Genomic DNA, 18,500 nt, shown 5'->3' with positions numbered 1-18,500 from the left:
GGTCCTCCCCGGGCCTAGTGGCGGAACACCCGCACGCCGGTGAAGGCCATGGTCAGGCCCAGCCGGTCGGCGGCTTCGATCACTTCGCCGTCGCGCATCGAGCCGCCCGGCTGGATGATCGCAGTCGCCCCGGCCTCGGCCGCCTGGATCAGGCCGTCGGCGAACGGGAAGAAGGCTTCCGAGGCGCAGGCGCATCCCTGCAGGTCGAGGCCGAAGTCGGCGGCGCGCAGGGCCGCGATCCGGGCGCTGTCCTTGCGGTTCATCTGGCCGGCCCCGACGCCCAGGGTCTGGCCGTCGCGGGCGTAGACGATGGCGTTGGACTTGACGTGCTTGCCGACCGTGAAGGCGAACAGCATGTCGCGCACCTCTTCGTCCGTAGGCTGACGTTGGGTGACGATCTTCAGGTCCGAGGCGGTGATGCGCGCGTCGTCGCGGGACTGCACCAGGAAGCCGCCGGCCACGCTCTTGAACGTGTCGCCGGTCGAAAGAGGATCGGGCAGGCCGCCGGTGACCAGCAGGCGCAGGTTCTTCTTGCCGGCGAACACCGCCACGGCGTCGTCGTCGGCCTCCGGGGCGATGACCACCTCGGTGAAGATCTCGACCATGGCCAGGGCGGCGTCGCGGGTCAGGCGGCTGTTGACGGCGACGATGCCGCCGAAGGCGCTGGTCGGGTCGCAGGCCAGGGCCCGCTCATAGGCCTGGCGCTGGCTGGCGCCGACCGCCACGCCGCACGGGTTGGCGTGCTTGATGATCGCCACGGCCGGCCCGGCCGCCGGGTCGAACTCGGCGATCAGCTCGAAGGCCGCGTCGGTGTCGTTGATGTTGTTGTAGCTGAGTTCCTTGCCCTGCAGCTGGGCAGCCGTGGCCACGCCCGGACGCGGGTTGGGGAAGGTGTAGAAGGCCGCCTTCTGGTGCGGGTTCTCGCCATAGCGCATGGTCTGGCGCAAGCTCCCGGCGATGGCCTTGCGGGGCGGGAAGTCCTGGCCCAGCTGCCCGGCGAACCAGGCCGAGATCGCCGCGTCATAGGCCGCGGTGCGGGCATAGGCGCGGGCCGCCAGGGTCTGGCGCAGGGTTAGCGACGTCGCCCCGTCGGCCTTCAACGCCTCCAGCACTTCGGTCAGGTCGGACGGGTCGGTGCAGACGGCGACATAGCCGTGGTTCTTGGCCGCCGAGCGGATCATGGCCGGGCCGCCGATGTCGATGTTCTCGACGCACTCGGCATAGGTCCCGCCCTTGGCTGCGGTGGCCTCGAACAGATAGAGGTTCACATAGAGGATATCGATGCCGCCGATGCCGTGCTCGGCCATGGCCTGGGCGTGCTCGGGGGCGTCGCGCACGCCCAGCAGGCCGCCATGCACCACCGGGTGCAGGGTCTTGACCCGGCCGTCCATCATTTCGGGAAAGCCCGTCAGGTCCGAGACGTCCTTGACCGGGATCCCGGCCGCGGCGATCGCCGCCTTGGTGCCGCCGGTCGAGACCAGCTCGACGCCGGCGGCGTGCAGGACCTGGGCGGCCTCGACCAGGCCGGTCTTGTCGGAGACCGACAGCAGGGCCCGCTTGGGGGCGACGCGATCGGGGGCGGCGGGATAGTCGGGGGCGGCGGGCACGGCGGACTCCTGTAAGGTCTTGATGAAGACGGTTGCGGAGCCCAGGCGCGCGGCGATCTCTGTTCCCGCTCCCCGATGGTTGCCCATCACTAGCGCCAGTCACGCGAACGCGGCGGAAAATACGGGGGCGGGCCGGGGAGTCAATGCAGGAGGGGATCTTGGCAAGACACGGCTTTTCGACCTCGGGCTTTCGCGGCGAGTGGGTGAGGAGGTGCGGAGCGGCCGGGCCAGGCCCGGAGACCGTGGGTAGTGTGTGTGCGTTTCGGCGTGGACAGACCGCTCCGCGAAACCGTTTTTCTCGAGGGACGGCGACTGAGGGCCTGTTTCATCCCGATCGACGTTCCCCCTCGGACGGGCAGGATCAAAGTCGCCCGGAAGGGGCCGTCAGCGACTCCGACAGATCCTGGAACAGGCCGGTTTGAACCTCCCGGCCCCGTCGACCCGCCTGTCCCGCCACCGTCCGCGAAGGGCCTTGGAGCCTTCTGAGCCCCGCCGCCCGCCGCGATCCGATCGCCAGGCCCAGGCGGCCCCGCTCGGTTCCATCTCCATCGCCGCTTCGGGTCGGTACCAAGCGCCCTCCTCCGCGACGGAGACAGCCGTGATTGTGCAGGAGGTTTTAGGACTGGCGCGTCGGTGACGGTGGTTATTTTTCAGGGCGTTGAAGTTGCTGGGGTTCTTGGCGTCAGCGGCGGGGATCGAGCTGTCTCGATCCCCGCAAACGCGCCATTTTCCTTCTCCCGCAAGGGGAGAAGGAAAGCGCAGGCGTTTCTCATGCCCGCGCCCTCCCTCATCCGATCATCTCCGCGCAGGCGGGGACCCAAGCCGAGTCCGGGATTTCGCACCCCATCACAGCGGCCCAGGCCGCTTGGGCCCCCGCCTTCGCGGGGGTGGTCGGGGGCGGAGGCGGTGCGGTTCCTCGTCCGGCATCGCGCCGCAAGCCTGCCTTCACCGCAAGGAGAGAAGGGGATTTCGGTCATCCACGACGGTAGCGGTAACAATCACTTTACGTATCCAAATTGTCTGAGTAATGTCGCGCACACAAAACAGCGACCGGGGGAAACTGGGTGAAACGAAATCTGTCTCTGGCGCTCGCCTGCTCGGTCGCGCTCGTTTCGTGCGGCGCGCCGTCGCTCGTCTGGTCGGCCGGTCCCGAGCCGGTGATCGTCAACCGGGGCAACCCGATCATCCGCGACCGGTTCACCGCCGATCCCGCCCCGCTGGTCGTCGGCGACACGCTGTATCTGTACACCGGTCATGACCAGGCCCAGGGCGACGCGATGTTCGACATGCGCGAATGGCTGGTCTTTTCGACGAAGGACATGAAGACCTGGACGCCGCATGCCCCGATCATGAAGGCCACGGATTTCAAGTGGGCCACGCGGGACGCCTGGGCGTCGCAGGCCATCGAGAAGAACGGCAAGTTCTATTTCTACGCCGCCGTCTCGCATGACGACAGTCATCCGGGCATGGCCATCGGCGTCGCCGTTTCCGACAGTCCGACCGGTCCCTTCACCGATGCGCGCGGATCGGCCCTGATCACCAACCAGATGACGCCGGAAGGCACCCACAGCTGGGAGGACATCGACCCCACCGTCTTCACCGACCATGACGGCGTGACCTGGATCGCCTGGGGCAATCGCGACTGCTACATCGCCAAGCTCAAGGCCAATATGACGGAGCTCGACGGTCCGATCCGCAAGATCACCCCGCCGCATTACGAGGAAGGTCCCTGGCTGCACAAGCGCGGCGGCCTCTATTACCTCACCTATGCGTCGCTCGACCGCAAAACCCAGAGCGCCGAACACGTGTCCTACGCCACCGCGACTTCGCTGGACGGTCCATGGACCTATCGCGGCGAACTGACGGGATCGGCCAAGAACAGCTTCACCATTCATCCCGGCATCGCGCAGTTCAAGGGCCGCAGCTACATCTTCCTGCACAATGCGACGCTTACGGTCGGGGACCAGGGCGGCGCCGTCGGCCGCCGCGCCGTGACCGTCGAATATCTGCAATACAACCCGGATGGCACGATGAAGCCCGTCGTCCAGACCGAGGCCGGCGTGTCCGTGCCGCCTCCGCCGGCCCATTAATCAGACAAATTACCGCGCCAGACAACGGCGCGATAATCCACAGGGGAAACTCTCAATGCGCCTTCTGACCTCCGCGGCGGCGATCGCCACCGCCCTGATCCTGCCTGTCGCGGCCCATGCCGCCGACGTCCCGATTCAGGTGACGCTCGATGCGTCCAAGCCCGGCGCCGTGATCGACCGCCATGTCTTCGGCCAGTTCGCCGAGCACCTGGGCAGCGGCATCTATGGCGGCATCTGGGTGGGCAAGGAGTCCGCGATCCCCAACACCCGCGGCATCCGCAACGACGTCGTGGGGGCCTTGAAGGCGCTCAAGGTCCCCAACGTCCGCTGGCCGGGCGGCTGCTTCGCCGACCAGTACAACTGGCGCCGCGGAATCGGCCCTGAGCGCAGGCCGGCCGGAGCGGGCGAGCCCAACACCTTCGGCACCGACGAATTCATGGACTTCGCCCAGCAGATCGGAACCGAGGCCTATATCTCGGTCAATCTCGGCTCGAGCACCGCGCAGGATGCGTCCGAATGGCTCGAGTACATGACGGCGTCGACCGACAGCGCCCTGGGCGCCGAGCGCGCCAAAAACGGTCATCCAGAGCCGTACAAGGTCGCGATCCTCGGCCTCGGCAACGAATCCTGGGACTGCGGCGGCGCAATGTCGGCGGGCTTCTATGTCAACGAAATGAAGCGCTTTTCGCACTTCCTGCACAGCTATAATCCGGCCCAGCCGACGATGAAGCGCGTGGCCGTCGGCCCGAGCGGCAGCGCCGAAGACTATACCGAAGAAGTCATGAAGGCGTGGAAGGGCCGTTCCTGGTCCTGGGATATCGACGCTCTGTCACTGCATTTCTATGCGACGGGCGGCTGGCCGCCGCATATGGCGGACACCGGCTTTGACGAAAAGGACTATGCCGTCCTGCTGAAAGACCCGACGGCCATGGACGACCTGATCAAGACGCAGTCGGCGATCATGGACAAGTACGATCCCGAAAAGAAGGTCGCCCTGGCGGTCGACGAATGGGGCGCGTGGCTGGCGCCGACGCCGGGATCGAGCCCGGGCGCCCTGGCGCAGCAGAACACCCAGCGCGACGCCGTGCTGGCCGCGCTCAGCATCAACGTCTTCGCGCGCCATGCCGACCGCGTCCGCATGGCCAATATCGCCCAGATGATCAACGTCTTGCAGGCCATGATCCTGACCAAGGACGACAAGATGGTCCTGACGCCGACCTATCACGTCTTCCACATGTACGTGCCGTTCCAGGACGCGACCTTCGTCCCGCTGACCTTCGACGCCGGAACCTATACGACGAACGGGATCACCCTGCCGCGCGTCGACGCCGTCGCGGCCAGGGACAAGGCCGGCAAGGTCTGGATCGCCGTCACCAATATCGACGCGAAGTCGCCTGCGACCTTCAGCGTTTCGCTGGCCGGCGTGAAAGCCACCAAGGCTTCGGGCCAGACTCTTTCGGCGCCGAAGGTCAACAGCATCAACACCTTCGACGCCCCCAACACCGTCGCCCCCAAGGCGCTGTCGGCCAAGATTGCGGCCGGCAAGCTGACCGTCACCGTGGCGCCGGCGTCGGTGACGGTGCTCGGCCTGGAATAGTCCGGGCAAAGCCGGCGGGCCAGGTCCGCCGGCCGACACCTTTCCATCCTAACCAACAACAAAAATTAAGATTAAACAGGGAGAGACAAATGAAGATTCAAGCAGCGCTTCTGGCCGTCAGCGGTCTAATGCTCGCATCGACCGCCTTTGCACAGACCGCCGGCAAGCCGATTCTTGCCGCGACGACGGATTGGAACATTTACAGTGCGGGACCGCACCAGGCCATCAACGACGCCAAGGTCGAGGGCGGCAAGGCGGTGGAGGCGCCGGCGCCCGGGACGGGCGGCATCTGGGAAGTTGGCGCGATCCGCCCGATCGACGGCGCAATCGCCAAAGGCGACCATGTCGTAGCGAGCGTCTGGGTGAAATCCGACGTGCCCGCAAAGGTCGTCTTCCGCGTCGAAACACGGGCGGGCGCGGCTCGCGTCGGCGAAAATTCCATCGATATCGGGGCCGACTGGTCCCAGCAAACGCTCGATTTCGTGGCTACGGACAATTATCCGGCCGGCGCCACGCAGGTCGCGCTTCTCCTGAATTCGGGGAAGCAAACCATCGATCTCGGACCCGTTTCGGTCGTCGATAAGGGCGGCAACTAGAGTTTTCAGTCGGCCATGGTCGGTGACGGTGCTCGGCCTGGAATAGTCGGGGCAAGACCGGCGGGCCGGGTTCGCCGGTCTTGCTACCGGTCGGGTGGATAAGGCTGTTCGACGAGATCCTTGCGCAGGTCCGGCGCTGTGCGCGCCTGTTGGGCCCGCCTTCCTGACAACTGTTATCCGGCCCAGCGGCGGATGGCCCCGGCGCTCCGTGCGCTGATCGACGCCATCCGCCGGCGAGCCCAGGCTGCGTCAGCGGCCGAGGTCATCGCCTGATCCAGGCCACGAAGCCGCCGCGACCGGACAGGCGCACCGGCAAGGACGAGGCGGCGTTCACCGCTTCCTCGCGGCGGTCGAAGGCGTCGGGCTTGTCGGGCCGGTCGGCGAGCCGCGTCATCTTCCACGATCCCCGGCCCAGGAAGCTGAGGTCGATCTGGAGCGAGGCCGGATCGGCGCCGTTCAGCACGCCGATGAACCAGGCGTCGCCACGCCGGCGCGCGAAGGCGGCGATCTTGCCCGGTTCGCTGCCCGGCAACACCAGGGTTTCGTCCCAGGTGGCGGGCAGGGCCGAGATCACGTCCCGCGCCGGGTTGTCGAGGTAGTCGGCCGGATCGCCGCCGAAACACAGGAACGGCGAGGTGAAGACGACGGCCTGCGCCAGCTCGTGCGCCCAGCTGTCGCCCTGCAGCTCCTTGGGGTCGAAGACCATCGGCGTGTAGTCGCCATGCCCGATCACATAGCGGGTGAACGGCAGGGTGACGTCGTGGTCGGCCTCGAGCCGGCGGTGATAGCGGGTGATGTGGTATTCGTGGCCGCGGACCGCTTCGCGGGTGAGTTCGTTCGGCCAGGTCCGCTCCATGCCGGTCGGCTTCACCGCCCCATGGAAATCGACGAGCAGGTGCTCGGCGGCCGCATCGCGCAGAACGTCGCGGTACCAGTTCGACCACTGATGATTGGCCCCTTCGGGGAAGTCCACCTTGACGCCGACGATGCCGCTTTCCGCCGCGCGGCGGAAATAGGCCTGGCGCGCCTGCGGGTCCACGACGTCCCGGCTATGCACCCAGAGCCAGATCTTGACGCCCTTCGACCGGGCGTAGGCGGCGACCGAGGTCAGCGACGGCCACGGGTCCTTCCAGGCCGCCCAGCCGTCGTCGACGAGATAGTATTCGAAACCGAGCGCATGGGTGCGATCGACCCACTGCTGCTGGTCGTCATATTTCGGCGCGCCGACCGCCATCCACTGCCAGGCTGATCGTCCGGGCGCGATCCAATCGGCCTTGGCCAGGGCCGGCGTCGGCGGCGGATTGAGATTCTGCACCAGCGTCGTGTTGACCAGGCCCGTGAGGTCGCGCGCCACGATGGTGACCCGCCAGGGCTGGACGACCTCGGCCCCGGTCTCCCAGCCCTTCGGGTCCAGGGGCAGGAAGCCGGCGAGCCGGTTGCCGTCCTGGCGCTTGATCGCCAGGTCGCCATAGTCGACCAGCGCCGCCTCGCTGAGCGTGACATAGGCGCCGCCGACCTTCGCCGTGAGGGGCAGGCCATAGGCCTCCGCGCCGAGCGCGCTCAGCGTCGCGGCCTTGTAGGGCTGCTCATAGCCGGGATCATAGGGCGAGGCCCACACCGCCGGATCGCCGGGCAGGCGCCAGGTCGAGAGATCGGCCTCAACCTTGCGCCCGGCCTTGGCGGGCAGGCGCAGCCGCACGCCCACGCCGTCGTCGGCGACATGGACGTCGAGGCTATAATGATAGCCGTTGGTGTCGAGCGGTATGGTCGCGAACCGGGCCCGGTTCACGGCCTTGGCCTTGCCGCCGGCGAAGGCGTAGGTCTCATTCACCGTCCGCGTGCGGGCCTTGCCGAACTGGGCGTCCCGGCCGAGGATCACGCCGTCGCTCCGAACACTGACGGTCGACGGGGCCAGGACCTGGGCGCCGTCGAGCCAGACCGTGTAGCTGACCACGCCGCCGGCGTCGGAGATCGTGGCGGCCACCTTGCCGCTCGGACTCGAAATCGTGATCGGCTTGGCGGCGCAGGGCGCGGCGACGGCCAGCACGACCGCGGCGGCCAGGAGGCGCAGCAGCTGCAAGAAGCCCCGCGTGATCGCAACGATGAGCGTGTCGCCGACGTAGCGGGTCCAGGGCATGGCTGCCTTCATCGATTTTTCCTCCCTTTCCGTCATCGGGCTTGCGCCCGTGCGGTGATGATCTTCTGGTCGTTCCTTGGCCGGTCGACCCTGCGGATGCTCAGGTCCTGGCGAAGCCGGGCTCGTCGGGCGCCGGCAAATTCAAACTGAGACGCTGCCGGGCCGGGTGACGAGAGCGCCGTCACCGCGAGGAAATTGCATATATAAAATCCTATTCACTTGCGGAAATATTGGCAAGGATTACCGCGGCGCCGCTCTCCGCATCGGAGACATGAGCGCGTCCCCTCGCTACCCCGCCGCCCCCTGGCTCTCCCAGCCGTCGAAGAACGGGAACCGCTCGGCCCAGAAAGCCGTCAGCCGCGGGTCGGCATCGACGCGGCGGACGACCTGGCTCATCTTCGGCGCGACCTCGTAGAACCGCCGCCGGCGGGGTCCCCAGCGGCTGACCACGGCGACATAGAGGTCGAGCACGGTCAGGTCGTCGCCGAGCAGGTAGCGGCCGGGCGTGAGCTGGCTTTCCATCATCCCCCAGCAGTCGGCGATGCGATCGGCGGTGGCCGCCTTGATCCGCGCCTGGGCGTCGAGGTCGGGCCCGCCGAGGCGGGAGGGATCGTCGCGCACCCAGAACAGGGAGTAGATCGCCGCCGGCACGAACACCATCCAGCGCAGGTACTGGGCGCGCAGCGGCGAATCCGGCGCCGGGGCCAGGCCCGCCTGCGGATAGCGATCGGCCAGCCAGATCAGGATGGCGGCGCTCTCGGTGATCGTCTCGCCATCCGGGGTGACCAGGGCCGGGATCTGCCGCAGCGGATTGACGCCGGCGACCTTGGCCTGCTGGGCCGGGCCTTCCCAGGTCGGCGCCTCGACGACCTGGTAGGGCAGGCCGATCAGGGTCATGGCCGCTTCCACCGGCACGCTGCCCGAACCGACGGCGCCGAACAGGGTAAATGGCTTTTCCACAGGCAAGCCTCTATGTTGTGGATGTGACGCATCGCCACACTACATCTAGTGGACACAAGGTCCGTGCGTCTGGCTAAATGCTAAAGTACGTTATCCTAGTTCGCCCGCCGATTCTCGCCCAAGGGTTCCTCGATGTCCGCCAAGCTGATCACCACGCCCGGCCTGCTGACCCCCTCCGGCGCTTACAAGCCGTTCCGCTATCCGTGGGCCCACGAGTTCTGGAAGAAGCAGCAGCAGGTCCACTGGATGCCCGAAGAGGTGCCGCTGGGCGAGGACCTCAAGGACTGGGCCGTCAAGCTCAACGACAAGGAACGGAACCTGCTGACGCAGATTTTCCGCTTCTTCACCCAGAGCGACATCGAGGTCGCCGACAACTACATGGAGCGCTACGGCCGGGTGTTCAAACCGACCGAAGTGAAGATGATGCTGTCGTCGTTCGCCAATATGGAGACCATCCATATCGCGGCCTACGCCCTGCTGCTGGAAACCATCGGCATGCCGGAGAGCGAGTTCGGCGCGTTCATGGAATACCAGGCCATGCGCGACAAGCATGACTTCATGCAGAAGTTCGGCGTCGAGACCAACGCCGACATCGCCCGCACCCTGGCCATGTTCGGCGGCTTCACCGAGGGCCTGCAGCTGTTCGCCAGCTTCGCGATGCTGATGAACTTCCCGCGCTTCAACAAGATGAAGGGCATGGGCCAGATCGTCTCGTGGTCGATCCGCGACGAGAGCCTGCACTGCGAAGGCATCATCAAGCTCTACCATGCGTTCAACGCCGAGACCAAGTGCGTGACCAAGGCGGTGGCCGAGGACATCGTCGACTGCTGCAAGACCGTGGTGACGATGGAGGACGCCTTCATCGACCTGGCATTCGAGGCCGGCGAGATCCAGGGCATGACCCCGGACGACATCAAGAAATACATCCGCTTCATCGCCGATTGGCGCCTGCGCCAGCTGCACCTGCCGGAGGTGTACGGGGTGAAGGAAAACCCGCTGCCCTGGCTGCAGTCGCTGCTCAGCGGCGTCGAGCACGCCAACTTCTTCGAGGCCCGGGCGACGGAATATTCCAAGGCCGCCACCAAGGGCCAATGGCACGGCGCGGACGGCGTGTGGTCGAGCTTCGACACCATGCTCCAGAAGCGCTCGGAGAACACCCTGCCGGCCGAATAAGAGCAGGGGATCGGGGATAACATGCCGCCGCCCTCGCAAGGGGGCGGCGTTCCTTTGCCTGGATGCGGAGACGGCGGATGCGGCTGGCGGTGATCGGTCCCGGGGCGGTGGGCGGCACGGTCGCCGCCTGGCTGGCGCAAAACCCGGCGCATGAGGTCGTGGTCTGCGCCCGCACGGCCTTCGACCGGCTGGAGGTCGAGACCCCCGGCGGTCCGCTGAGCGCCGCGCCGCGGGTGCTGACCGCGCCGGACCAAGCGACACCCGTCGACTGGGCGCTGATCGCCACCAAGACCTATGACGCCGCCGCGACCGGCGCCTGGCTGGCCCGCCTGGTCGGACCGGCGACGCGGGTGGCGGTGCTGCAGAACGGCGTCGAGCATGTCGAGCGCTTCACCCCCTATCTCGATCCGACCCGGATCACCCCGGCGGTGGTCGACATCCCGGCCGAGCGCGCCGTCCCGGGCCGTATCCGCCAGCGCCGCGACGGCTCGATCCTGGTTCCGCAGGGGCCGGCGGGCGAGGCCTTCGTCGCGCTGTTCGCCGGCGCGCCGATCGCCGTCTCGACCACGGCCGACCTCAAGACCGCGGCGTGGCGCAAGCTGGCCCTCAACTGCGCCGGGGCGGTCAGCGCCCTGACCCTGAAGCCCTCGGGCGTGGCCCGGCGCGAGCCGATCGCCGCGATCATGCGCGCCCTGGTTGGCGAGTGCGTCGCGGTCGGCCGGGCGGAGGGGGCGGACCTGCCCGACGACCTGGCCGAGGCGGTGGTGGCCGGCTATCGCGCCGGACCGGGCGACTCGATCAACTCGCTACATGCCGACCGCGCCGCCGGCCGGCCGATGGAACTGGACGCCCGCAACGGGGTGATCATCCGCCGCGGCGCGGCGCACGGGATCGCCACGCCGGTCAACGCCATGATCGTGGCGCTGCTGGAGGCGGCGGCGGCCTGAGCCCGCCCGCCAACCGTCCCGCGCGAGCGGATGCGCCAGGGCGCGCGTTTCGACGCATTGACCCGGCCGGGCCGGCTGCGCCATATCCGGTCCCGGGACGGGGCGGGTTAGCGTAGCGTGGTGAAGACTCCCTCATGCAGCATCTCAAGCGGCTGGCCGGCCTGACGGTCGGCGTCCTGGCCTGGACGGCCCTGTCCCTGGCTCCCGCCCTGGCGGCGTCGGAGAATTTCGAGGCGGCCGTCCTCGACGAGCTGAACTTCGCCCGCACCCAGCCGGACGCCTATGCGCGGGAGCTGCGCGACTATCGCGACCTGTTCGAAGGCCAGGTGGTCCACGAGGACGGCGATCCGACCGGGGTGATGACCCACGAGGGATCGGCGGCGGTCGACGAGGCGATCGCCTTCCTCGAACGCCAGGCGCCGCTGGAGCCGCTGGGCGCCAGCCGGATGCTCGACCAGGCGGCCCTGAGCCATGTTCGCGACCAGGGCCGGCGCGGAACGGTCGGCCACGCCGGCGCGGACGGTTCCAGTTTCGGCCAGCGGATCCAGCGCCAGGGCCTGTGGCAGGGCGGCGTCGCCGAGGACATCTCCTACGGCAAGGACAGCCCCGCCGCCGTGGTTCGCCAGCTGATCATCGACGACGGCGTCGCCACCCGCGGCCACCGGCGCAATATCTTCAATCCCGGCTTCCGCTATGCCGGAGTCGGCTGCGGCGAGCACCGGGTCTATCGGGCGATGTGCGTCATCGACTTCGCCAATGGCATCAGCGTGCGGCAGAGAGCGTCGGCGCGCTGAATCGATCGCTATTTCTTGAGGAAGCCGCCCAGCAGGTCGCCGACCGCGCCGCCCAGGCCTTCGGTCGGCAGCTGGCCGCCCGGCGTCAGGCGATCGACCAGGCCCGGCAGCAGCTCGGCCAGCTTGGCTGCGCCGACCTGCGGATCGACGCCCAGCTTCTCGGCGAACTGGCCGACGGCCCCGGAGCCGAGCACGGCCTGGATCTGTTCGGCCGAGATCGGCAGGTTGGCGCCGTGCGAAACCCAGGACTGGGCCACCGCGCCCAGGCCGCCCTTCTCGAAGGCCTCGACCAGGCCGCTGACGCCGGCGGTGGCGCCCTGGCCGGCGAGGTTCTCCACCAGGCCGGCCAAGTCGGCGCCGCCCTCGTGGCCGCCGACGGCGCCCATCAGACTGTCCAGCAGACCCATATGAACCCCTCCGATCGGTCGACGCCCGCCGCGCGGACGCCAGAAATGAAGCCTTAGCAGCGGTTCATGTCGGGACGATGAGGACCCGCGGCGGGGCCCTCAAGCCTACGGCCGGTCGCGCTTGGGGATGGCGGCGATCTCTTCGGGAGTCAGCCGGGTGATGCTCTTGGCCATGATCGGCATGGCGAAGCCGAAGCCGTCGGACACCCGCAGGTCGAGGTCGATCGGCGTGCAGATCTGGTCGGTGCCGCGCACGATCGACACCAGATGCACCCCGGGCGAGGTCATCAGATTGGTGCCGTGCGACAGGTCGACCCGATAGACGTCGCGGTTGCGGACCTTCATGTACAGGGTGTTCTTGTCGGGCGCGCTCCAGCCCTGCCAGTCCGACAGCGAGAAGCACGAGCGGGCGGGACGGGGAGCGGCGGCGCCGTCGGCCGCGGCGGCCAGAGGGGCCGAAACGGAGGCCTGGGCCAGGGCGGGAGCGGCCAGAAGCGCGGCGCCCAGCAGGCCGGCCCGGATCACGGATTTGGCGTTCATGGCGGTTGCTCTTTCAAAGATCCCTCGCAGGGAGAGATTGGTCTTCTCCCCGCCCATGTCAACCTAGGGCCGCGCTTGGTTGACCCCGACTAGGCGGCTTCTTGCGGCTCCGGCTCGGTCAGTTCGCCCTCCCATTTGGCGACCACGGCGGCGGCCACCGAATTGCCGACCACGTTGGTGGCGCTGCGGCCCATGTCGAGCAGGTGGTCGACGCCCAGCACCAGGGCGATCCAGGTCTCGGGCAGGCCGAAATAGGTCAGGGTGGCCATGATCACCACCAGCGAGGCCCGCGGCACCCCGGCGATGCCCTTGGAGGTCACCATCAGCAGCAGCAGCATGAAGATCTGCTGCTGGATCGTCAGGTGCACGTCGTGCGCCTGAAGGATGAAGATCGTCGCGAACGTGCAGTACAGCATCGAGCCGTCGAGGTTGAACGAATAGCCCAGCGGCAGGACGAACGAGACGATGCGGCGGCGGATGCCGAGCTTGGGCAGGGCGTCGAGGATGCGCGGATAGGCGGCCTCCGAACTGGCGGTCGAGAACGCCAGCAGGGCCGGCTCGCGGATCGCGCCGAACAGCGGGACGGCCCGCTTGCCCAGGACCACGAAGGCGGCGACGAACAGCAGCCCCCAGAGGGTGGCCATGGTGGCGTAGAAGCCGATCACGAACTTGCCGTAGACCGCCAGCATCGAGATGCCCTGGGCGGCGATGGTCGAGGCCAGGGCGCAGAAGATCGCCAGCGGCGCCAGCTTCATCACGAAGCCGGTCACCTTCAGCATGATCTGGGCGCCCTGTTCGGCCAGTTCCAGGATGTGCGGGGCCTTGTTGTCGAGCGAGGCGACGGCGGTGCCGACGAACAGGCTGAACACCACGATCTGCAGGATCTCGTTCTTGGCCATGGCGTCGAAGATCGACACCGGCACCAGGTGGGTGAGGAAGCCCTGCAGGGTGAAGGTCTCGGTCGAGGCGGCCGGGGCGCTGGCGGCGGCGCCGACGGCTTCGTTCAGCACCAGGCCCGCGCCCGGGTGCAGCAGATGGACCATGGCCAGGCCCAGCAGCAGCGAGACGGCCGAGGCGCTGACGAACCAGGCCATGGTCTTGACGCCGATCCGGCCCACGGCGGCGGCGTCCTCCATGTGGGCGATGCCGGCGACCAGGGTGGTGAAGACCAGGGGGGCGATGATCATCTTGATCAGCCGCAGGAAGAGGTCGGTCCCCATCTTGAACCACTTGGTCGCCTCGGCGGCGCCCGCCGCGTCGAGATACTGGTTGCAGGCCCAGCCGACCGCGACCCCGAGGACCATGGCCAGCACGATGAATAAGGCGAAACGTCGGTTCATGGGATCCCTCTTGGCGCGCCGCGGCGCCCGAGCGCTGGTCCTGGCGCCCGCCGCGGGCGCCGCTGGATGATGGAGTCGGGCGACCCGGCGCGGATGCGCGCCGCGGCCCCCCGAGGCATGAACATCCCTTGTGGCCGACCCGGCGGGGTTCGTCCATGCCCGTCATCGGCCGGACGGGTCAATCCCGCGCCCTGCCTCGCCACGGTCTGGTCAGCTCGCCGGAACGCTGATATAGGGCGCCATGTCAAACCAAGAAAAAGCAATCGCCGCCGTTGAACGGCTGAACCAGGAATACGAACGCGCCGTCGACGCCCTGCGGACCGCGCTTCGCGCCTATCTCGAACATGGAACCCGTCCCGATCCGCAATCGCGGTTCGATGGGACCTTCGCCTATCCGGAACTGCGGCTGGTCTACGACCCCGAGGCGCTGCCGCCGAAGCTGGCGCGCTCCTACGCCCGGGTCAGCCGGCCCGGCGTCTACGCCGCCACCATCACCAAGCCGGCCCAGTTCAAGGACTATCTCGTCGAACAGCTGACCCTGCTGCTCAATGATTTCGAGGTCGAGATCGAGATCGACCGCTCGGACCAGGAAATCCCCTATCCCTACGTGCTGGACGCCACCATCGACCTGAACCAGGCCGACGTCCGCAGCGAGGACATCGCCCGCTTCTTCCCGACCACGGACCTGGCCTTCATCGGCGACGAGATCGCCGACGGGGTGTGGAATCCGGACCTGGCCGAGACCCGGCCCCTGGCCCTGTTCGACGGCCTGCGCACCGACTTCTCGCTGGCCCGGCTCAAGCACTACACCGGCGCGCCGGCCGAGCACGTCCAGCAGTTCATCCTGTTCACCAACTATCACCGCTATGTCGACGAGTTCGTGCGCTGGGGCATCGAGCAACTGGCCCTGCCCGACAGCCCCTATGAGGGCCTGTCGTGCTCGGGCGGGCTGATGATCACCGCCAACACCGTCAATCCCGAACTGGCGGTAGCCGAGTCGACCTGGCGCAAGCACCAGATGCCGGCCTACCACCTGATGACGCCGGGCGGGGCGGGGATCACCCTGGTCAATATCGGCGTCGGCCCGTCCAACGCCAAGACCATCTGCGACCACCTGGCCGTGCTGCGGCCCCAGGCCTGGCTGATGATCGGCCACTGCGGCGGCCTGCGCGACACCCAGACCATCGGCGACTACGTGCTGGCCCACGCCTATCTGCGCGACGACCACGTGCTGGACGCCGTGCTGCCGCCCGAGATCCCGGTGCCGTCGATCGCCGAGGTGCAGCGCGCCCTCTACGACGCCTCCAAGGCGATCAGCGGCGACAGCGGCCCGGAGCTGAAGAAGCGCCTGCGCACCGGCACGGTGGTCACCACCGACGACCGCAACTGGGAACTGCGCCACAGCCTCTCGGCCCTGCGCTTCAACCAGAGCCGGGCCGTGGCCATCGACATGGAAAGCGCCACCATCGCCGCCCAGGGCTATCGCTTCCGGGTGCCGTACGGGACGCTGCTGTGCGTGTCGGACAAGCCGCTGCACGGCGAGATCAAGCTGCCGGGCCAGGCCAACGCCTTCTACGAGCGGGCGATCAGCCAGCACCTGCAGATCGGCATCCTGGCCTGCAAGCTGCTGCGCGAGGAAGGTCCCAACCTGCACTCGCGCAAGCTGCGGGCCTTCGACGAGCCGCCGTTCCGGTGATTTTCTTTCCTTCTCCCCTTTCGGGAGAAGGAAGACACCCCGACGACTCGCGTCGAGTTTCGTGGACGTTTGCGCCGGGCTTGCGTTTAATGGCGGCCCGAGGAGCGGTTCAGTCCCATGAGCGCCGACGCCAAGCCATCCCCCAAGATCGACCCCGAGCGCAACGCCCGGGAGGTGCTGGATCCCGGCAAGGCCCTAGTGCCCGCCACGGTGAAGGTCAACGAGCAGCGGGTGTCGCGCGGCTTCTGGCCGAAGATCCGCAAGGTGGCGTCGAAGGTTCCGTTCGCGGCCGACGCCCTGTCGGTGTGGTGGTGCGCCCGCGACCCGGCGACGCCGACCGCGGCCAAGGGCATGATGTTCGCGGCCCTGGCCTATTTCGTGCTGCCGACCGACGCCATTCCCGACGTGCTGCCGGCCATCGGCTTCACCGACGACGCGGCGGTGATCGCCGCCGTGCTGGCCATCGTCGGCAAGAACCTCAAGCCCCGCCACAAGGACGCGGCCAAGGCCTTCCTCGCCAAGCTGGGCGCCGATGACTGAAGGCGGGCTGTGGTGGGCGGCCGGCCTCTGCGCCGCCGTCTACGGCCTGGCCCTGGCCGGGCGGCCGCCGTCGCTCCCGCGCACCGTGGTCAAGACCGCGGCCACCGGCGCCCTGGCGGTGCTGGCCTATCTGCAGAGCGGCGGGCCGGGGCTGGCCCTGGCCCTGGCCCTGTGCGCGATCGGCGACGCCTTCCTGGCCGGCGATCCCCGCCGCTGGCTACCGTTCGGCCTGGCCGCCTTCCTGGCTGGGCACCTGGTCTACGCCCTGCTGTTCTGGCGCGAGCGCGGGCCGGCCGGACCACTGGCCTGGACCGTCGCGCCGCTGGTGGTGCTGGCGGCCCTGGCCCTGCTGGCGCGGCTGTGGGGCGATCTTGGGCGGTTGAAGCCGGCGGTCGTCGCCTACGCCCTGGCCATCGTCGCCATGGTCACCGGCAGCCTGCTGCTGCCCGGCCTGCGCTGGCCCGCCGCCGTCGGGGCCCTGGCCTTCATGACCTCCGACGCCGTGCTGTCGCTGGACCTGTTCCGGGGCGACAGGCTGCTGGGCTCGGCGCGCCTGACGGCCTGGACGGTGTGGTTCCTCTATTTCGGCGGCCAGGCCCTGATCACCTACGGCATGCTGCGATGATCGTCCTGCGCGCGCCGCGGCCCGGCGACTACGGCTGGATCGTCCAGCGCCACGGCCGGCTCTATGCCGAGGAGCAGGGCTGGGACGCCCGGTTCGAGGGGCTGGTGGCAGGCGTGGTCGCCGAGTTCATCAAGCATTTCGACCCGGCCCGCGAGGCCTGCTGGATCGCCGAGCGCGCCGACGACCCCGAAGGCCGGCCGGTCGGCTCGATCCTGCTGGCCCGCGACAGCGACACGGTCGGGCGCCTGCGCCTGCTGCTGGTCGAGCCATCGGCCCGCGGCCTCGGCGTCGGCGAGCGGCTGATCGGCGCGTGCCTGGCCTTCGCCCGCCAGGCCGGCTACGCCGAGGTGGTGCTGTGGACCCAGAGCAACCTGCTGCCGGCCCGGCGGCTCTATCAGCGGGCCGGTTTCGGGCTGGAGGACAGCTGGCCCTATGACGGCTTCGGCCAGGGGCTGGTTTCGGAGACCTGGCGGCTGAAGCTGTAGGCTGGGCCTAGGCCTCCTCCGCCCAGGCCTTGATCAGCTGGTGGGCGATGGCCAGCGGGGGCGGGGCGAACAGACCGTCCAGCTCGCCCTTGATCAGGGCGGCGGCCTCGGCCTTGGTGAACCAGCGCACCGCCTCCAGCTCGGTCTGGTCGGGGGCGGCCTCGGCGCTGTCGACCTCGGCCAGCAGCCCCATCATCAGCGACGACGGCCACGGCCAGGGCTGGCTGGAATGGTAGCGCACGGCGGTGGCGGTCAGGCCGGCCTCTTCCTTCAGCTCGCGGGCGCAGCCTTCCTCGATGGTCTCGCCGGGCTCGATGAAACCGGCCAGGGCCGAGTACATGCCGGCCGGCCAGGTCGCCTGCCGGCCCAGCAGGCACTTGCCGTCGTGCAGGGCGAGCATGATCGCCACCGGGTCGGTACGCGGGAAATGCTCGGCGTGGCAGGAGGCGCACTGGCGCTTCCAGCCGCCGTCGGTGACCTGGGTCTCCTGGCCGCAATTGCTGCACCACCGGTGCTTGCGCCGCCATTCGAACATCGACTTGGCGGTGGCCAGGATGCCGGCGTCCGGCGGCGGCAGGGTCGGGGCGATGGCCCGCAGCTCCTCGAACCGGCCCAGGCCCTGCAGCGGCCCCTCGGCCGGGTCGGCGCCGCCCTCCAGGTCGACGGCGAACACCGCGATGTCCTTCCACAGGCCCAGGAACAGCAGCCGCTCGGGCGTACCGGCCAGGTCGCGGGCCATGTCCGCGCGCAGATAGGCGATCTGGACGCCGGCCGGCCGCTCCTCGCCGCTGGCCTCGGGCGGCGGCGGGGCGTCCTCGACCAGGGGCTTGCCGTTCCAGATCGCCACCGCCAGCGACTGCGGGTCGTCGGCCTTCTCGGCCAGCCAGGCCTCGTCGCCGCGCCTTTCGCTGGCGCGGTCGAGCGGATTGCCGGCGAAGATGTTGGTGATGATCGAGAGGGCCATGC

The 18,500-nt window shown here is 68.6% G+C and carries 17 protein-coding genes and 1 riboswitch; of the genes, 10 read left to right on the top strand and 7 right to left on the bottom strand.

Annotated elements, in window-relative coordinates:
• Positions 1-14: 14 nt before the first annotated feature.
• The gene (gene purH, locus ACIPQB_RS01990) at positions 15-1,607 is read right to left on the bottom strand and encodes a bifunctional phosphoribosylaminoimidazolecarboxamide formyltransferase/IMP cyclohydrolase (RefSeq protein ID WP_446483516.1); all 1,593 of its coding nucleotides are present in this window, start codon (positions 1,605-1,607) and stop codon (positions 15-17) included.
• A gap of 32 nt (positions 1,608-1,639) precedes the next feature.
• A riboswitch (ZMP/ZTP riboswitch) is annotated at positions 1,640-1,720 on the bottom strand.
• Positions 1,721-2,671: 951 nt separating this feature from the next.
• On the opposite strand from purH, the gene ACIPQB_RS01985 reads away from it, so the two are divergent.
• The 3 genes from ACIPQB_RS01985 (at position 2,672) to ACIPQB_RS01975 (ending at position 5,890) form a co-directional block, all read left to right on the top strand.
• Positions 2,672-3,697, top strand: coding sequence for a glycoside hydrolase family 43 protein (locus ACIPQB_RS01985; RefSeq protein ID WP_446483515.1), 1,026 nt, complete (start codon positions 2,672-2,674; stop codon positions 3,695-3,697).
• Between the two features lie 55 nt (positions 3,698-3,752).
• Positions 3,753-5,294: an alpha-N-arabinofuranosidase gene (locus ACIPQB_RS01980; RefSeq protein WP_446483514.1), complete on the top strand. Its 1,542-nt coding sequence runs from the start codon at positions 3,753-3,755 to the stop codon at positions 5,292-5,294.
• 89 nt (positions 5,295-5,383) lie between these two features.
• Complete coding sequence (locus ACIPQB_RS01975) at positions 5,384-5,890, top strand: hypothetical protein (protein WP_446483513.1); 507 nt, start codon at positions 5,384-5,386, stop codon at positions 5,888-5,890.
• A gap of 262 nt (positions 5,891-6,152) precedes the next feature.
• Here ACIPQB_RS01975 and ACIPQB_RS01970 read toward each other — a convergent pair whose 3' ends face one another.
• Together ACIPQB_RS01970 and ACIPQB_RS01965 are read right to left on the bottom strand one after the other, a co-directional pair.
• Positions 6,153-8,039, bottom strand: a complete 1,887-nt coding sequence (locus ACIPQB_RS01970; RefSeq protein WP_446483512.1) for a glycoside hydrolase family 97 catalytic domain-containing protein — start codon at positions 8,037-8,039, stop codon at positions 6,153-6,155.
• A gap of 276 nt (positions 8,040-8,315) precedes the next feature.
• Positions 8,316-8,987, bottom strand: coding sequence for a glutathione S-transferase family protein (locus ACIPQB_RS01965; protein WP_446483511.1), 672 nt, complete (start codon positions 8,985-8,987; stop codon positions 8,316-8,318).
• A 132-nt stretch (positions 8,988-9,119) separates the two neighbouring features.
• Between ACIPQB_RS01965 and ACIPQB_RS01960 the strand changes: the two genes are divergently transcribed.
• From ACIPQB_RS01960 to ACIPQB_RS01950, 3 genes are all read left to right on the top strand, one after another.
• The gene (locus ACIPQB_RS01960) at positions 9,120-10,160 is read left to right on the top strand and encodes a ribonucleotide-diphosphate reductase subunit beta (protein ID WP_446483510.1); all 1,041 of its coding nucleotides are present in this window, start codon (positions 9,120-9,122) and stop codon (positions 10,158-10,160) included.
• 77 nt (positions 10,161-10,237) lie between these two features.
• Positions 10,238-11,107, top strand: coding sequence for a 2-dehydropantoate 2-reductase (locus tag ACIPQB_RS01955; protein ID WP_446483509.1), 870 nt, complete (start codon positions 10,238-10,240; stop codon positions 11,105-11,107).
• A 134-nt stretch (positions 11,108-11,241) separates the two neighbouring features.
• Positions 11,242-11,901: a CAP domain-containing protein gene (locus ACIPQB_RS01950; RefSeq protein ID WP_446483508.1), complete on the top strand. Its 660-nt coding sequence runs from the start codon at positions 11,242-11,244 to the stop codon at positions 11,899-11,901.
• 8 nt (positions 11,902-11,909) lie between these two features.
• Here ACIPQB_RS01950 and ACIPQB_RS01945 read toward each other — a convergent pair whose 3' ends face one another.
• The 3 genes from ACIPQB_RS01945 to ACIPQB_RS01935 all read right to left on the bottom strand — a co-directional run bounded on the left by ACIPQB_RS01945 (position 11,910) and on the right by ACIPQB_RS01935 (position 14,188).
• Complete coding sequence (locus ACIPQB_RS01945; RefSeq protein WP_446483507.1) at positions 11,910-12,308, bottom strand: YidB family protein; 399 nt, start codon at positions 12,306-12,308, stop codon at positions 11,910-11,912.
• Positions 12,309-12,413: 105 nt separating this feature from the next.
• Positions 12,414-12,848: a DUF6491 family protein gene (locus ACIPQB_RS01940; RefSeq protein ID WP_446483506.1), complete on the bottom strand. Its 435-nt coding sequence runs from the start codon at positions 12,846-12,848 to the stop codon at positions 12,414-12,416.
• An 89-nt stretch (positions 12,849-12,937) separates the two neighbouring features.
• Positions 12,938-14,188, bottom strand: a complete 1,251-nt coding sequence (locus tag ACIPQB_RS01935) for a dicarboxylate/amino acid:cation symporter (protein WP_446483505.1) — start codon at positions 14,186-14,188, stop codon at positions 12,938-12,940.
• Between the two features lie 241 nt (positions 14,189-14,429).
• Between ACIPQB_RS01935 and ACIPQB_RS01930 the strand changes: the two genes are divergently transcribed.
• From ACIPQB_RS01930 to ACIPQB_RS01915, 4 genes are all read left to right on the top strand, one after another.
• Positions 14,430-15,884 carry an AMP nucleosidase gene (locus ACIPQB_RS01930; protein ID WP_446483504.1) on the top strand — a complete coding sequence of 485 codons (1,455 nt, stop codon included), beginning with the start codon at positions 14,430-14,432 and terminating at the stop codon, positions 15,882-15,884.
• Positions 15,885-16,001: 117 nt separating this feature from the next.
• Positions 16,002-16,424, top strand: a complete 423-nt coding sequence (locus ACIPQB_RS01925) for a YkvA family protein (RefSeq protein ID WP_446483503.1) — start codon at positions 16,002-16,004, stop codon at positions 16,422-16,424.
• Positions 16,417-17,049 carry a lysoplasmalogenase family protein gene (locus ACIPQB_RS01920; RefSeq protein ID WP_446483502.1) on the top strand — a complete coding sequence of 211 codons (633 nt, stop codon included), beginning with the start codon at positions 16,417-16,419 and terminating at the stop codon, positions 17,047-17,049. The genes ACIPQB_RS01925 and ACIPQB_RS01920 overlap by 8 nt, the downstream gene beginning before the upstream one ends.
• Positions 17,046-17,534: a GNAT family N-acetyltransferase gene (locus tag ACIPQB_RS01915; protein WP_446483501.1), complete on the top strand. Its 489-nt coding sequence runs from the start codon at positions 17,046-17,048 to the stop codon at positions 17,532-17,534. The genes ACIPQB_RS01920 and ACIPQB_RS01915 overlap by 4 nt, the downstream gene beginning before the upstream one ends.
• A gap of 7 nt (positions 17,535-17,541) precedes the next feature.
• Here the strand turns inward: ACIPQB_RS01915 and nudC are convergent, their stop codons facing one another.
• Positions 17,542-18,498 (bottom strand): NAD(+) diphosphatase, encoded by a 957-nt coding sequence (nudC, locus tag ACIPQB_RS01910; RefSeq protein ID WP_446483500.1) that lies wholly within the window; start codon positions 18,496-18,498, stop codon positions 17,542-17,544.
• Positions 18,499-18,500: the final 2 nt, after the last annotated feature.

Source organism: Caulobacter sp. LARHSG274 (genome assembly GCF_052871235.1).
Note: the sequence above shows the minus strand (reverse complement) of the source record. Positions and strands in the feature narration are given on the sequence as shown.

Bases quoted from the DNA above. Each gene is read 5' to 3' on its own strand.
- ACIPQB_RS01980 (WP_446483514.1), top strand. From the start codon at position 3,753: ATGCGCCTTCTGACCTCCGCGGCGGCGATCGCCACCGCCCTGATCCTG.
- ACIPQB_RS01975 (WP_446483513.1), top strand. From the start codon at position 5,384: ATGAAGATTCAAGCAGCGCTTCTGGCCGTCAGCGGTCTAATGCTCGCA.
- ACIPQB_RS01970 (WP_446483512.1), bottom strand. From the start codon at position 8,039: ATGAAGGCAGCCATGCCCTGGACCCGCTACGTCGGCGACACGCTCATC.
- ACIPQB_RS01960 (WP_446483510.1), top strand. From the start codon at position 9,120: ATGTCCGCCAAGCTGATCACCACGCCCGGCCTGCTGACCCCCTCCGGC.
- ACIPQB_RS01955 (WP_446483509.1), top strand. From the start codon at position 10,238: ATGCGGCTGGCGGTGATCGGTCCCGGGGCGGTGGGCGGCACGGTCGCC.
- ACIPQB_RS01950 (WP_446483508.1), top strand. From the start codon at position 11,242: ATGCAGCATCTCAAGCGGCTGGCCGGCCTGACGGTCGGCGTCCTGGCC.
- ACIPQB_RS01945 (WP_446483507.1), bottom strand. From the start codon at position 12,308: ATGGGTCTGCTGGACAGTCTGATGGGCGCCGTCGGCGGCCACGAGGGC.
- ACIPQB_RS01940 (WP_446483506.1), bottom strand. From the start codon at position 12,848: ATGAACGCCAAATCCGTGATCCGGGCCGGCCTGCTGGGCGCCGCGCTT.
- ACIPQB_RS01935 (WP_446483505.1), bottom strand. From the start codon at position 14,188: ATGAACCGACGTTTCGCCTTATTCATCGTGCTGGCCATGGTCCTCGGG.
- ACIPQB_RS01930 (WP_446483504.1), top strand. From the start codon at position 14,430: ATGTCAAACCAAGAAAAAGCAATCGCCGCCGTTGAACGGCTGAACCAG.
- ACIPQB_RS01925 (WP_446483503.1), top strand. From the start codon at position 16,002: ATGAGCGCCGACGCCAAGCCATCCCCCAAGATCGACCCCGAGCGCAAC.
- ACIPQB_RS01920 (WP_446483502.1), top strand. From the start codon at position 16,417: ATGACTGAAGGCGGGCTGTGGTGGGCGGCCGGCCTCTGCGCCGCCGTC.
- ACIPQB_RS01915 (WP_446483501.1), top strand. From the start codon at position 17,046: ATGATCGTCCTGCGCGCGCCGCGGCCCGGCGACTACGGCTGGATCGTC.
- nudC (WP_446483500.1), bottom strand. From the start codon at position 18,498: ATGGCCCTCTCGATCATCACCAACATCTTCGCCGGCAATCCGCTCGAC.